Below are 14312 nucleotides of genomic sequence, written 5' to 3' on the forward strand. Positions count from 1 at the left end.
ATTCAGAATCAACGGGGTAGCGATCCATCCAGGAAAGTAAGAGCTTGCTACAACTCAAACCCCATTTGTGGACGGTAAAACGTAAAGACATACCACTGGAGTAGTGGTCACGTAAAACTTCTAACTTAAAAGGTTCACTGTAGGAACGATGTACTGATTTTTGCATAAATAATTAAATATTATGCAGAAAAAACGTGTAAACCTAATCCCGTATAAGACATATTTGTAGTAAAGACACTTAAATTAGTTGTGCTTTTGGTTGGGAAACAAAACCACAGCGGAATTAACTGCCATAGTTTGACCGGTCACGAGCCATAAGCTGACGAACCATCTGCCTATGGCTGACGGGTCATGAACCATAGTCTGACGGGTCATGAGCCATAGGCTGGCAATCAATGAAACTATGGCTGACAATACACACTTTTAAGCAATTGTCTTTTTTCTGACTGGTTTTTGCTTCACTTCTGACTGGTTTTCGACCTGTTTCTCAGTGTTTTCTTGGTACAAAAGCAGTCAAAAAAATGACATGTGAAGACCCTGTGAAGGATAAACAAGGGGGTCTTCACACGTAACTCACTCACCATCATTTGCTTACAGCGATATGTGAATGTGAAGGCCTATTTCTAAAAAGCACATTTGGAGGGTATATTAAGCTATTGAGTTGATTTGTGCACTTAACATAAATGCCATAAACAGAAAAACAATAAGAGCAGAAAAGCGTTTCATAGTAATGTTGCTTTATAAAGTTATACAAACAGAAATAATGCGATGAATCTTTTTCGTACCTTTGCAGGCAATTAAGCGGCAATAACGAAAATAGTCCGCAATTTACCGAATATTCTAACAAAACAAAATTAGTATGAGCAAAAAAGCCTTATTGATGATTCTTGATGGCTGGGGCATTGGGAACCATGGGAAAGCAGACGTTATATTTAATACCCCAACCCCTTATTGGGATTCATTGGTTAGCAATTATCCACACTCGCAACTACAGGCAAGTGGAGAAAATGTGGGTTTGCCCGACGGACAAATGGGTAACTCCGAAGTAGGTCACCTTAATATTGGTGCAGGTCGTGTGGTGTATCAGGATTTGGTGAAAATTAATCTTGCTTGTCGGGATAACACTATTTTGGAGAATCCCGAAGTAATCAAAGCATTCTCTTACGCTAAGGATAACAACAAGAATGTGCATTTTATGGGGCTTACCTCCGATGGTGGTGTGCATAGCTCCTTAGAGCATCTATATAAATTGTGCGATATCTCAAAAGAATATGGCATCAACAATACTTTTGTGCATTGTTTCATGGATGGTCGCGACACTGACCCAAAAAGCGGTCTTGGCTTTATTAAAGAGTTAGAAGATTATTGTGCGAAGAGTGCAGGAAAAATTGCTTCTATCATCGGTCGCTACTATGCTATGGATAGAGATAAGCGTTGGGAGCGCGTAAAAGAGGCTTACGACCTATTGGTTAATGGTGTTGGCGAAAAAGCTACCGATATGGTACAAGCTATGCAAGCATCGTATGATAATGGTGTAACCGATGAATTTGTGAAACCTATTGTCAATGCCAATGTAGATGGTACTATTAAAGAGGGTGATGTGGTTATCTTCTTTAACTACCGCAACGACCGCGCGAAAGAGCTTACAGTTGTACTCACACAACAAGATATGCCCGAAGCAGGTATGCATACTATTCCTAATCTGCAATATTACTGTATGACTCCTTACGATGCGTCATTCAAGGGGGTACACATCCTTTTCGATAAGGATAATGTTGAAAATACGCTGGGCGAATACCTGTCTAATCAAGGTAAAACGCAGCTTCATATTGCCGAAACAGAAAAATATGCTCATGTGACGTTCTTCTTTAATGGAGGTCGCGAAACACCTTTCACCGGTGAAGATCGTATTTTGGTGCCTTCGCCAAAGGTAGCCACTTATGACTTGAAGCCCGAAATGAGTGCTTACGAAGTAAAAGATAAGTTGGTTGAGGCTATTAATACCGAGAAGTACGACTTCATCGTGGTAAACTTTGCCAATGGTGATATGGTTGGGCACACGGGTATATATGAAGCGATTGAAAAGGCGGTTGTAGCTGTAGACGCTTGCGTAAAAGATACTATTGAAGCTGCCAAAGCAAATGGATATGAAGCCATTATCATTGCCGACCACGGTAATGCCGACCACGCACTGAATGAAGATGGCTCACCCAACACTGCGCACTCTCTAAATCCGGTACCATGTATTTATGTAACCGAAAATAAGAATGCCACTGTAGCCAATGGACGTTTGGCAGACGTAGCACCTACCATCCTGAAAATTATGGGATTGGAAGTGCCTAAAGAAATGAACGGTAACGTATTAATAAAGTAATAACTTCCTCCTTTGATACAGATTGATGATATTGTAGTTTCGCTCGATGTGTTTCGCGAGAAATTTATTTGTGATCTCGCTGCTTGCAAAGGCGAATGTTGTATAGAAGGTGATGCCGGTGCGCCTCTTGAGGAGGCGGAATTGGCACAACTCGAGGAGGTACTTCCTGTGGTGTGGGATGATTTATTGCCATCGGCTCAGGAGGTCATTAAGCAACAAGGGACTTACTATACCGACGAAGAAGGTGATGTGGTAACGTCTATTGTAAATGGTAAAGACTGTGTGTTTACCTGCTACGATGACCGGGGCTACTGTTTCTGTGCTATCGAGAAAGCATATCGCGAAGGAAAAGTAAGCTTTATGAAACCTATATCATGCCATCTGTATCCCATACGAATTGCCGACTATGGTACATTTCAAGCAGTGAATTATCATAAATGGAGTGTGTGTCATGCGGCATGGGAGCTGGGCAAAGAGGTAGGAACACCTGTCTACAAATTCCTGAAAGAACCGCTCGTACGTAAGTACGGAGCAGTGTGGTATGCAGAACTGGAGAGTGTGGCAGAGGAATTAAAAGAACAGGGGATGATTTGATCATCCCCTGTTCTTTTAATTCTTATTTTGTTTCGTAGAATACTTTGTTGGCGCCTGATGTTACCTTGTATGTGCAATCGCCTTCTTTTATGAAGGATTCAATATGGCGCATCCGTTTTTCTTCTAATATCTCGTCAACCGCTATTAGGATACCGGTTTCTTCTACATCGCCAAATCCATAGTTGATAGCTGTACCAAACATGCGCATGGTGGGACTAAGGCTCATATATGCATTAACCAATGGTGGAATATTGTATCCCAGTTTACGTATTTCGGTGTTCAGAATCTTATAATCTTCTTTGAACGCATCTTTGCAGAAAAGTTCTGCTAAATTTTTCGCGTCTGTTTCCAATACAAGCGGACGAATAGGTTGCAACAAGCAATCTCTGTCCGGAAAGTGCTTTTGCAAAAAGTAAAGAATCATATCCCTGCCTTTAGGATGATAACTAGGATACATGGTTACTTTACCGAAGAAATATTTTACCTCGGGCATTATAACAGTAAGTGCTCCCAATCCATCCCACAGGTTATCCAAGGCAAAAAGTCCTTTGCTGCCTGCACGTGAAGACTGATACTCTAACGTTACAAATGATCGTCCCAATTCAATAGTTACCGGCAGATAATTTTTGATAAATGTTTCCGAGAAATCAAACATATGTGCCGTAGCCAATATAGGATGCCCTTTCTCATCGAACTCTACATCTGTACCACGGATGTAGCGGTAGCCTCCTAAAATCTCTTCGGCTTCGGGGTTCCATACAATGAGCTGTTTGTACGGATTGGGCATAGTGTCGTATTCGTCAATATCAATCGACTCTCCTGTTCCGCCTCCCGCTGCTCTAAACGCAACCTCTCTTAACCGTCCTACTTCGCGCATTGTGTGTGGCGAATCATGATAGGTGATAATGTAAATCTGGTTATTACTTTTATTGGTCATGCGTAAGCGCTTATCATCAGTCAGTTCGGCTTTGATAAGCTCCTTGTCAACGGGCGCAATAATTTCTTTCATATAGTGGTTCTTTATTATTCGTTGTTTGGCTGTAGCTTGTATACTTCTTCTTTCACGTATTGAGCCCACTCGCCGGGTTTCTTTGTTTTGTCGAATGTTTGCCAAGGGATAGGTTCGCCAAAAGTAATGGTAAATGTTTTATGTCTGTTTTTGAACATCTCATCCACTAAGTAAAGCATGGCGATATTTACTTTCAACCCTAGTGTTTTGCAGAGATTGGCAAGGTTGTAGAAGAAGTCAGAATTACGTCCTCCAAAATAGATGGGAACAACGTCTCGCTGTGTCTGTATGCTCTTTACGATAAATGTTTTAGACCACGTAAGGTCCTTTATAACACCTTTTTGGCGACGCGAACAAAGTCCTGCAGGAAACATAATAAGCTGATTGTCGGATGCAAACCCGGCTTCCACCATGAGGGGGAAATCTTTACCTTGTTTGCCTACTTTGTTGATAGGAATAAAAAGCGGTGCCAAGCCTTTTACGTTCATCAGCATGTCATTTACGAGGTATTTTACTTTCCCGTCAAAGTATTTGCCAATCACATAGCCTAAGGATACACCATCCTGACCACCCAGTGGGTGGTTGGAAACAAACGTATATAACCCTTCTTTAGGTAGATTCTCCAGACCTTTCACTTCTACTTTTGTATCAAGGAAGTCCATACATTCTTCCAAGAAATCTACCCCCACCTTATCGGGAACGCTGGCAATAAAAACATTTAACTCGTCTTGGTGAAGTATCTTTTTGAGATACGACTTCACGAATCCTGGTATATACTTATAGTGCCGAGGCGCTTTGGACTGAAGGATCTTGTCTATATCAAGTAATAATTGCGAGTCGTTTATCATCCTTCTCAATTAACTATCAAACTGCAAAAATAAGGCAAGTTTTCAATTTATTGCAAAGTTTTGTTGTAAAAACTCTTTTTGGCTTTCACGTTTCCGTAAGAATGGCAAGAATGTTGCGTGCTTTGAATGGTAAGTAACTAGTTATTAACACCCTGTTGAAAAATCTTTTCCAATATGTTGTGGATTTTTGTGGGGAATTGTGGAGAAATACATACCTTTACAAATAATTAATAATACATAAGGTGGGGAATGATTAGATTTCTTGGAAATATTGAAGCAAAAACCGATGAAAAGGGACGTGTTTTTATCCCTTCTCAGTTTCGCAAACAGCTACAGGCTGCTTCCGAAGAAACGCTTGTTTTGCGCAAAGATGTTTTCCAGAATTGCTTAACTCTCTATCCTGAAAGCGTATGGAACGAGGACTTGAATGAACTCTCATCACGGCTTAGCAAATGGGATCCTACTCACCAACAGATATTTAGGCAGTTTGTGAGCGATGTGGAAATTATTACACCCGATAGCAATGGGCGTATCCTCATTCCCAAACGCTACCTCCAAATGGCGGAAATACAGAACAACGTTCGATTCATTGGTATGAATAACAGAATAGAGATATGGGCAAAAGAGAAGACAGAACAACCCTTTATGCCACCTGTCGATTTCGGAACAGCCCTTGAGGAGATAATGAAAAACGTCACTGTAACCCCGGTCAGCAATGAAAAGTGAAGAAACGATTTATCATATACCCGTACTGCTCAATGAGAGTGTAGCCGGCATGAATATATTGCCGAATGGCACGTATGTGGATGTAACTTTTGGGGGTGGTGGACACTCTAAAGAGATACTCCGTCATCTGGGAAAAGGAGGTAGGTTGATAGGCTTTGATCAAGATGCTGACGCGGAAAATAATATCGTTGATGATTCACATTTCATCTTTGTACGCAGCAATTTTCGTTATCTCAAGAATTTCTTGCGCTATCATAACATTGAAGAGGTAGATGGTATACTAGCCGACCTTGGCGTTTCTTCGCATCATTTTGATGATAGTGAACGAGGATTTTCTTTTCGTTTCGATGGTGAACTGGATATGCGCATGAATAAACGGGCGGGAATGACAGCTGCCGATGTCGTTAATAACTATGACGAAGAGAAACTGGCAAATGTGCTGTATCTTTATGGCGAACTTAAAAACAGTCGCAAACTGGCATCTGCTATCGTAAAGGAGCGTGCAGTGAAGAAGATTAAAACAATCGAGCACTTTCTGACTATCATTAAACCCTATTTTAGTCGCGAACGCGAGAAGAAAGAATTAGCCAAAGTTTTCCAAGCCTTACGTATTGAAGTAAACCATGAAATGGAAGCTTTGCAAGAAATGTTATTAGCGGCTACCGAAGTTCTCAAACCGGGGGGCAGATTGGTGGTGATAACTTATCATTCGCTCGAAGATCGCATGGTGAAGAATCTGATGAAGACGGGGAATATTGAAGGGAAACAAGTGCAGGATTTCTTCGGGAATGTATTGACACCTTATAAGCTGGTCAATAATAAAGCTATCATTCCTACACAAGAAGAGCTGGAACGAAATCCACGATCACGAAGCGCGAAACTTCGTATAGCAATGAAAAAAGAAGAGAAGTAGCGATATGGCAACAAGTAACAATAACCAAACCAAAAAGAAAGGACCTTCCTTTAAAAGTATTATGTTGGGAGATGTGCTGGAAACAGACTTCTTTCGCAGGCAAACCAAATTGTTGATTATAGTTATGATCATGATTATTTTCTACATCCATAACAGATATGCCGCGCAGCAACAACTCATAGAGATTGATATTCTCAAAAAGGAACTGCAAGACATCAAATACGACGCGCTAACGCGAAACTCGGAACTGGTGGAGAGAAGCCGCCAGTCGCGTATTGAAGAATATATTTCGCAAAAAGAGAGTAAATTAGAGACATCTACTAATCCTCCCTACTTACTTAAATAACTATGGCAAGCAAAAAGAAAATAATGACCCGTTACTTTTTCGTCATTCTCATTATGGGACTTGTCGGAGTAGCAATCATTGTTAAAGCAGCTATTATTATGTTTGCCGAGCGACAATATTGGCAAGACGTAGCCGAAAGATTCGTGAAAGAAAATGTAATTGTAAAACCCAACCGTGGGAATATTATTTCTTCAGATGGCTCATTAATGGCAAGCTCGCTACCCGAATATCGTATCTATATGGACTTTAAGGCAGGTGGTGAAGAGAAGGATGCTCTGCTTATGAAGCATTTAGATGAAATTTGTGAGGGCTTGAACAAGATATTCCCTGGTAAAAGTGCGCGGGAGTTTAAGAATCATTTGTTGACAGGGCGCAAAAAAGGTAGTCGCAATTACCTCATCTACCCCGAACGTATTTCGTATATTCAGTATAAAGAAGCCAAAAATCTTCCGGTGTTTAGTATGAATAAATACAGGGGTGGTTTCCATGAACAAGTGTACAACCAGCGCAAAAAACCATTTGGCTCCCTGGCAAACCGTACGTTGGGAGATGTATATGCTGATACTGCCAAAGGTGCTCGTAGTGGTATCGAATTGGCTTTTGATTCTATCTTAAAAGGAAAGGATGGTATTACGCGTCGGCAGAAAGTGAAAAACAAGTGGTTGAACATTGTAGAAATACCCCCTACAGATGGTTATGATGTAGTAACTACCATTGATGTAGGTATGCAAGATATCTGCGAAAAGGCGTTGGTAGATATGTTGAGAGAGATAAATGCCACTGAAGGAGTCGTTGTTTTGATGGAGACAGAAACAGGCGATGTAAAAGGTATTGTAAACATGACCCGGGTAGGCGTGGGGCAATATCGCGAGATTCGTAATGGCGCATTGAGTAATATGATGGAGCCGGGTTCTACCTTCAAGACAGCCTCTATGATGGTAGCTCTGGAAGACGGATACATTACTACCGAAGATGGGGTTGATACAGGAAATGGTATTAAAATGATGCATAATCGCCCTATGCGCGACCACAACTGGCGGAGAGGAGGTTATCAGTATCTTACTGTTCCGCAGATATTAATGGTTTCGTCTAATATCGGTATATCTACATTGATAGAAAAGCATTATGGTAAAGACCCGGGTAAGTTTGTTGAGGGTCTGTATAGAATGAGTATGAATGTACCGTTAGAGCTTCAAATACCGGGAGCAGGAAAACCTAATATTCGCCATCCGAAAGATGGAAGATGGTCTAGAACAGCACTTCCTTGGATGAGTATTGGTTATGAAACACAAATTCCACCTATTTATACGGCTACTTTTTATAATGCCATAGCCAATAATGGTAAGATGGTAAAGCCAAGATTTGTAAAAGGAATATCGCGTAATGGAACAATGGTGGAAGAGTATCCGGTAGAGGTTATTAATCCGTCTATTTGTTCAGAAAAGACGTTGACAACAATAAAAGAGATACTTGAGAAGGTTGTTAGTGACGGATTGGCTAAACCTGCAGGTTCCAAACAATTTAAAGTTGCCGGTAAGACCGGAACAGCACAAGTATCGCAAGGAGCAGCCGGATATACCAGTGGGGTAACAAACTATTTGGTTAGCTTCTGTGGTTACTTTCCTGCTGATAAACCTAAATATACTTGTTTGGTAGCAATACAAAAGGCAGGAGGACTGGCATCGGGTGGATTAATGGCAGGGGGTGTATTCGGGAAAATAGCCGAAAGAGTTTATGCCAAGGATCTTGTCTTAAATATAAAAAATGCGATTGATTCTGCAACAGTTGTAATTCCAGATGTAAAAGCCGGTGAAATGCTTGCAGCCCGGAAAGTCCTCGATGGACTTGATGTTAATACAGACGTTTCTTTCCGTGCGCGAGGAAGCAAGCAAATATGGGGTAGTGCAGAACCCAACGAAAAGGAAGTGGTATTAAACGAAAACAAAACACTCTCTGAGGGCGTTGTACCAAGTGTTGTAGGTATGGGGGCCAGAGATGCTGTTTATTTGTTGGAGAGTAAAGGAATGAAAGTACATATTGCAGGCGTAGGTAAGGTTAGAAGACAATCTATTGCACACGGTGCGAAAATTCAAAAAGGGCAAACCATAACCCTGCAACTTAATTAATAGGAATAAGTATGAAACTGGAGGGACTACTTAAAAAGATAATGCCTGCTCAAATAATAGGAAGCATGGATGTTGCCATTGAGGGAATAAGTATTGACTCGCGTCTCACGCAGCAAGGACATTTATTCATGGCTATGAAAGGTACGCAAGCAGATGGACATAGCTACATATCTGCTGCCATAGAGAAAGGAGCAGTTGCTATTCTGTGTGAATATATGCCCGAAACATTGAATAAAGACATTGTTTACATTCAGGTAGCTGATAGCGAAGATGCTGTAGGAAAAGTTGCGACCACATTCTATGACGATCCTACCTCTAAGTTGGAATTAGTGGGTGTTACCGGTACAAATGGAAAAACAACCATTGCCACCTTATTATATAATATGTTTCGGGCGTTTGGTTATAAAACAGGACTGATTTCTACTGTATGCAACTATATAGATGGTGTTCCTGTACCTACCGAGCATACTACTCCTGATCCTGTTACCTTAAATCAACTACTAGGACAAATGGCAGATGCTGGTTGTAAGCATGCTTTTATGGAGGTTAGTTCTCATGCCATTCATCAGAAACGTATTAGCGGACTCAGGTTTGCCGGAGGTATATTTACTAACCTTACTCGCGACCATATCGATTATCATAAAACAGTAGAGAATTATTTGAAAGCGAAGAAACTCTTCTTTGATAATATGCCGAAGAATGCGTTCTCACTAACTAACTTAGATGATAGAAACGGATTGGTGATGACGCAAAATACCCGCTCTAAAGTATATACCTACTCTTTGCGCAGTCTTAGCGACTTCAAAGGGCGAGTGTTGGAATCTCATTTTGACGGAATGTTGTTGGATGTTAATAATAAAGAGTTGTTTGTGCAGTTTATCGGACGATTTAATGCCTATAACCTCTTGGCAGTGTATGGAGCTGCTATCCTCTTAGGCAAAAAAGAAGAGGAAATTCTATTGATGTTAAGCACATTGCGCCCGGTATCGGGCAGATTTGATTCGATTAAATCACCGACAGGCTATATTGCCATTGTGGATTATGCACATACTCCCGATGCGTTGGTCAATGTCCTGAATGCTATCCACGATGTGATAGATGGAAAAGGAAAGATAATAACTGTGGCAGGCGCAGGAGGCAATCGGGATAAAGGAAAACGCCCCATCATGGCAAAGGAAGCGGCACGATTGAGTGATAAGGTAATCATTACCTCAGATAATCCTCGTTTTGAAGAGCCACAGGATATTATAAACGATATGATTGCCGGACTTGATAGCGAAGATAAAAAGAAGACTATCAGTATAGCCGATCGCAAAGAAGCCATACGAACGGCTTGTATGCTTGCTCAAACAGGTGATGTTATTCTGATAGCCGGTAAAGGTCACGAAACCTATCAAGATATAAAAGGGGTAAAGTATCATTTCGATGATAAAGAAATAGTGCGAGAGATATTTAACCAACAATAGCGAACCAATACATAGAAGGATTATGTTATATTATCTTTTCCAATGGCTGCAAGAGTTAGACTTTCCGGGAGCGGGAATCTTTAACTATATTTCTTCGCGGGCGTTGATGGCAGTGATATTGTCATTACTTATATCAACAATCTTTGGAGATAAGTTTATCAATTTGCTAAAGCGAAAGCAAATATCCGAAACGCAGCGTGATGCTAGTATAGACCCATTCAACGTAGGAAAAAAAGGAGTGCCTAGTATGGGAGGGGTAATCATCATCGTTTCTATTCTACTGCCTTGTTTACTCATTGGTAAACTGGAAAATACCTACATGATTTTGATGCTCATTACCACCATTTGGCTTGGTGTGTTAGGTTTCTTAGATGATTACATTAAAATCTTCAAGAAAGATAAAGAAGGACTGCAAGGTAAATTCAAAATTATTGGGCAGGTTGGTCTAGGACTGATAGTTGGTTTGACACTATATCTGAGCCCAGATGTCGTGATTCGCGAAAATATAGAAATTAAACAAGGAGGAGAGATTGTGCAGGTGGTACATGGACAGCACAATATTAAATCAACAAAAACAACTATTCCTTTCTTTAAAAATAACAACCTCGACTATGCCGATTTTGTAGGCTTTATGGGCGAGCATGCCCAAACAGCAGGTTGGGTCTTGTTTGTAATTGTAACTATTATTGTGGTAACGGCCGTATCTAACGGAGCCAACTTAAATGATGGAATGGATGGAATGGCAGCAGGGAATTCAGCTATTATAGGAGTGGCATTAGGTATATTGGCGTATGTGTCTGGGCATATCAACTTTGCCAGCTACCTGAACATTATGTATATACCCGGAAGCGAAGAACTCGTGGTGTTTATTTGCGCTTTTATTGGTGCTCTGATTGGTTTTTTGTGGTACAATGCTTATCCGGCACAAGTGTTTATGGGAGATACAGGTAGCTTAACTATTGGTGGTATTATCGCGGTGTTCGCTATTATTATACATAAGGAATTGTTGGTTCCTATTTTGTGTGGTGTTTTCTTCATTGAATCACTTTCGGTTATTCTTCAAGTGAGTTACTTTAAAAAAGGCAAGAAGAAAGGTGTGAAGCAGCGTATCTTTAAGCGCACACCAATACACGACCATTTTCGTACCACTGTTTCGCAGTTGGATACAAATTGTACATATTTGATTACTAAGCCGGCGAGTGTTTTTCATGAATCAAAAATTACTGTTCGCTTTTGGATTGTAACGATTTTGTTGGCTGCTATTGCAATAATAACGTTGAAGATTAGATAAAGAGGAGTGATGAAAAGAATTGTTATTTTAGGTGCAGGTGAGAGTGGTTCGGGGGCAGCAGTGCTTGCCAAGACCCAAGGGTTCGATACATTTGTGTCGGATTTATCTGCTATTAAGGATAAATACAAGGTGCTTCTGGATAAATATAACATTGCGTGGGAAGAAAAACAACATACCGAAGAGTTAATTCTGAATGCGGATGAAATAATAAAAAGTCCAGGTATACCCGATACAGCCCCATTAATTCAAAAGTTAAAGGCGCAAGGCACACCAATTATCTCAGAAATAGAGTTTGCGGGGCGCTATACCCATGCAAAAATGGTTTGTATCACGGGTAGTAACGGTAAAACAACAACTACCAGCCTTATTTATCATATCTTTAAGAGTGCCGGACTTAACGTGGGGCTAGCCGGAAATATAGGTCGTAGCCTCGCGTTGCAAGTAGCCGAGGATAATTACGATTATTATGTGATTGAGCTTAGTAGTTTCCAGTTGGATAATATGTATAATTTCCGTGCTAATATTGCCGTATTGATGAATATTACCCCCGACCACTTGGATCGCTACGACCATAATATGCAGAACTATGTCAATGCGAAATTCCGTATAATACAGAATCAAACTCCTGAGGATGCATTTGTGTTTTGGAATGATGACCCTATTATTAAAAAGGAATTGGACAAACATGGAATCCAGGCACATCTATATCCGTTCTCGGCTATCAAAGAGCAAAGCTCTATCGCTTATGTAGAAGACCACGAGCTAATTATAGAGCAGCCTATTGCTTTTAATATGGAACAGGAAGAACTTGCTCTTACCGGCACACACAACCTGTACAATTCATTGGCTGCCGGAATATCAGCGAACTTAGCCGGAATATCTAAAGAATATATTCGCAAAGCACTATCCGATTTTAAAGGTGTGGAACACCGTTTGGAGAAGGTAGCTCGTGTGCGGGGTATTGAATTTATCAATGACTCTAAAGCTACCAACGTGAATTCGTGTTGGTATGCGTTGCAAAGCATGGTAACCAAGACTGTACTTATATTAGGTGGAACAGATAAAGGCAATGATTACACAGAGATAGCCGAACTCGTACGCGAAAAATGTAGTGGATTAGTATTCTTAGGAGTAGATAACAGTAAGTTACACCTGTTCTTTGATAGTTTTGGACTACCAACTGTAGATGCTAAAAGCATGAAAGATGCAGTTGAAGCAGCGTATAAAATGGCAAAAAAAGGAGAGACTGTTTTATTAAGTCCGTGTTGTGCCAGTTTTGACCTCTTCAAAAATTACGAAGACAGAGGAACGCAGTTTAAACAATATGTGAGAGAATTGTAAATAGCATAGAGAGATGGATTTAATTAAGAGCATATTTAAAGGAGACAAGGTAATCTGGATTATATTCGGGTTGCTGTGTGTAATCTCTATTATTGAGGTCTTTAGTGCCGCTAGCACGCTGACCTACAAAACTGGCGATCACTGGGGTCCTATTAAGCATCATTCCACATTGCTATTAATGGGTTTGGGAATTATGATTCTTGTGCACAACATTCCTTATAAATGGTTCAAGTTGGCTCCTATAGTATTGCTTCCTTTATCAGGAATCTTGTTGATTGCTGTGTCGCTCATGGGAGTCATGACTAATGGAGCTGCCCGTTGGATGACGCTTTTTGGCTTTCAGTTCCAACCTTCGGAGTTGGGGAAAATGGCAGTTGTTATGGCAGTTGCTTTGATTCTATCGAAAGGTCAAACCGAAGAGGGGGCAAATCCTAGTGCGTTTAAATACATATTGTGGGTTTCTCTTCCTATAATTCTTCTTATTATGCCCGAAAATCTTTCTACTGCCGGGTTGCTCTTTGGAGTTGTAATATTGATGATGTTCATAGGTCGCATCAGCAATAAAACAATGGTTAAGTTTCTAGCTCCATTGTTTATTGCCGGAATATTAGGGGTGGGAGCGCTAATGGCCATTCCCAAAGATACCGACATTAAGTTTCTACATCGTTTTGAGACATGGCAAGCTCGCGTGGATAAATTCTTTTTTCCGGTAGAGGTACCTGCAGCTAAATACGACACCAACAAAGACGGACAGGTAGCGCATGCGCGTATTGCCGTAGCAACCAGCAATATATTAGGAAAAGGTCCCGGAAACTCAGTGCAACGAGATTTCCTGAGTCAGGCCTTTTCAGACTTTATCTTTGCGATTGTTATTGAAGAGCTGGGGCTGGTAGGGGCAATCATTGTTGTAGCACTTTACATTTGGTTGTTAATACGAGTTGGCAAGCTAGCGCGAAAGTGTAAGCACCCGTTCCCTATTTTCCTCATTCTGGGAATAGGCCTGTTGCTCGTGTCGCAAGCCTTGCTGAATATGCTGGTTGCTGTGGGGTTATTCCCCGTTACAGGGCAGCCATTGCCACTTATCAGCCGAGGCGGAACAAGTATTTTCATCAACTGTGCCTATATGGGTATGATATTAAGTGTAAGTCGCTATGTCGCCAGACTGGAGCAAGAGGACGAAAATCCATTAGGTGTAATTGCCGAGAATGCAGAAGAGGAAGCACTATATCCTATTTCCGAATCATTGAATGACGATACTACCTTTGAAAACTACTAACT

The 14312-nt window shown here is 40.9% G+C and carries 12 protein-coding genes; 10 read left to right on the plus strand and 2 right to left on the minus strand.

Annotation, left to right across the window (positions count from 1 at the left end):
• The first annotated feature begins 859 nt into the window (after positions 1 to 859).
• Both gpmI and D0T50_RS05955 read left to right on the plus strand, forming a co-directional pair.
• Complete coding sequence (gpmI, locus tag D0T50_RS05950) at positions 860 to 2374, plus strand: 2,3-bisphosphoglycerate-independent phosphoglycerate mutase (protein ID WP_163222602.1); 1515 nt, start codon at positions 860 to 862, stop codon at positions 2372 to 2374.
• 12 nt (positions 2375 to 2386) lie between these two features.
• Positions 2387 to 2968 (plus strand): DUF3109 family protein, encoded by a 582-nt coding sequence (locus D0T50_RS05955; protein ID WP_163222603.1) that lies wholly within the window; start codon positions 2387 to 2389, stop codon positions 2966 to 2968.
• Positions 2969 to 2990: 22 nt separating this feature from the next.
• On the opposite strand, the gene D0T50_RS05960 is transcribed toward D0T50_RS05955, so the two are convergent.
• Together D0T50_RS05960 and D0T50_RS05965 are read right to left on the minus strand one after the other, a co-directional pair.
• On the minus strand, positions 2991 to 3977 hold the full coding sequence (locus D0T50_RS05960; protein WP_163222604.1) for a GNAT family N-acetyltransferase: 987 nt from the start codon (positions 3975 to 3977) through the stop codon (positions 2991 to 2993).
• Between the two features lie 14 nt (positions 3978 to 3991).
• Entirely contained in the window at positions 3992 to 4825 is an 834-nt protein-coding gene (locus D0T50_RS05965) for a 1-acyl-sn-glycerol-3-phosphate acyltransferase (RefSeq protein WP_163222605.1), read from the minus strand.
• Positions 4826 to 5074: 249 nt separating this feature from the next.
• On the opposite strand from D0T50_RS05965, the gene mraZ reads away from it, so the two are divergent.
• The 8 genes from mraZ to D0T50_RS06005 are packed head-to-tail and all read left to right on the plus strand — an operon-like array spanning position 5075 to position 14310.
• Positions 5075 to 5551 carry a division/cell wall cluster transcriptional repressor MraZ gene (gene mraZ / locus D0T50_RS05970; protein WP_163222606.1) on the plus strand — a complete coding sequence of 159 codons (477 nt, stop codon included), beginning with the start codon at positions 5075 to 5077 and terminating at the stop codon, positions 5549 to 5551.
• Positions 5541 to 6464, plus strand: a complete 924-nt coding sequence (gene rsmH, locus D0T50_RS05975) for a 16S rRNA (cytosine(1402)-N(4))-methyltransferase RsmH (RefSeq protein ID WP_163222607.1) — start codon at positions 5541 to 5543, stop codon at positions 6462 to 6464. Before mraZ ends, rsmH begins: the two co-directional genes overlap by 11 nt.
• Positions 6465 to 6468: 4 nt before the next feature.
• Entirely contained in the window at positions 6469 to 6810 is a 342-nt protein-coding gene (locus D0T50_RS05980) for an FtsL-like putative cell division protein (RefSeq protein ID WP_163222608.1), read from the plus strand.
• A 23-nt stretch (positions 6811 to 6833) separates the two neighbouring features.
• Entirely contained in the window at positions 6834 to 8936 is a 2103-nt protein-coding gene (locus D0T50_RS05985; protein WP_163222797.1) for a penicillin-binding protein, read from the plus strand.
• An 11-nt stretch (positions 8937 to 8947) separates the two neighbouring features.
• Positions 8948 to 10402 (plus strand): UDP-N-acetylmuramoyl-L-alanyl-D-glutamate--2,6-diaminopimelate ligase, encoded by a 1455-nt coding sequence (locus D0T50_RS05990; RefSeq protein ID WP_163222609.1) that lies wholly within the window; start codon positions 8948 to 8950, stop codon positions 10400 to 10402.
• Between the two features lie 22 nt (positions 10403 to 10424).
• Positions 10425 to 11693, plus strand: a complete 1269-nt coding sequence (gene mraY / locus D0T50_RS05995; protein ID WP_163222610.1) for a phospho-N-acetylmuramoyl-pentapeptide-transferase — start codon at positions 10425 to 10427, stop codon at positions 11691 to 11693.
• Between the two features lie 9 nt (positions 11694 to 11702).
• Positions 11703 to 13034 carry a UDP-N-acetylmuramoyl-L-alanine--D-glutamate ligase gene (gene murD / locus D0T50_RS06000; RefSeq protein ID WP_163222611.1) on the plus strand — a complete coding sequence of 444 codons (1332 nt, stop codon included), beginning with the start codon at positions 11703 to 11705 and terminating at the stop codon, positions 13032 to 13034.
• A 13-nt stretch (positions 13035 to 13047) separates the two neighbouring features.
• Complete coding sequence (locus D0T50_RS06005; protein WP_163222612.1) at positions 13048 to 14310, plus strand: FtsW/RodA/SpoVE family cell cycle protein; 1263 nt, start codon at positions 13048 to 13050, stop codon at positions 14308 to 14310.
• Positions 14311 to 14312: the final 2 nt, after the last annotated feature.

The organism is Bacteroides sp. 214 (assembly GCF_010501015.1).
GTDB lineage: Bacteria > Bacteroidota > Bacteroidia > Bacteroidales > Bacteroidaceae > Bacteroides.

Bases quoted from the DNA above. Each gene is read 5' to 3' on its own strand.
- rsmH (WP_163222607.1), top strand. From the start codon at position 5,541: ATGAAAAGTGAAGAAACGATTTATCATATACCCGTACTGCTCAATGAG.
- D0T50_RS05960 (WP_163222604.1), bottom strand. From the start codon at position 3,977: ATGAAAGAAATTATTGCGCCCGTTGACAAGGAGCTTATCAAAGCCGAA.
- mraZ (WP_163222606.1), top strand. From the start codon at position 5,075: ATGATTAGATTTCTTGGAAATATTGAAGCAAAAACCGATGAAAAGGGA.
- gpmI (WP_163222602.1), top strand. From the start codon at position 860: ATGAGCAAAAAAGCCTTATTGATGATTCTTGATGGCTGGGGCATTGGG.
- mraY (WP_163222610.1), top strand. From the start codon at position 10,425: ATGTTATATTATCTTTTCCAATGGCTGCAAGAGTTAGACTTTCCGGGA.
- D0T50_RS06005 (WP_163222612.1), top strand. From the start codon at position 13,048: ATGGATTTAATTAAGAGCATATTTAAAGGAGACAAGGTAATCTGGATT.
- D0T50_RS05965 (WP_163222605.1), bottom strand. From the start codon at position 4,825: ATGATAAACGACTCGCAATTATTACTTGATATAGACAAGATCCTTCAG.
- D0T50_RS05985 (WP_163222797.1), top strand. From the start codon at position 6,834: ATGACCCGTTACTTTTTCGTCATTCTCATTATGGGACTTGTCGGAGTA.
- murD (WP_163222611.1), top strand. From the start codon at position 11,703: ATGAAAAGAATTGTTATTTTAGGTGCAGGTGAGAGTGGTTCGGGGGCA.
- D0T50_RS05980 (WP_163222608.1), top strand. From the start codon at position 6,469: ATGGCAACAAGTAACAATAACCAAACCAAAAAGAAAGGACCTTCCTTT.
- D0T50_RS05990 (WP_163222609.1), top strand. From the start codon at position 8,948: ATGAAACTGGAGGGACTACTTAAAAAGATAATGCCTGCTCAAATAATA.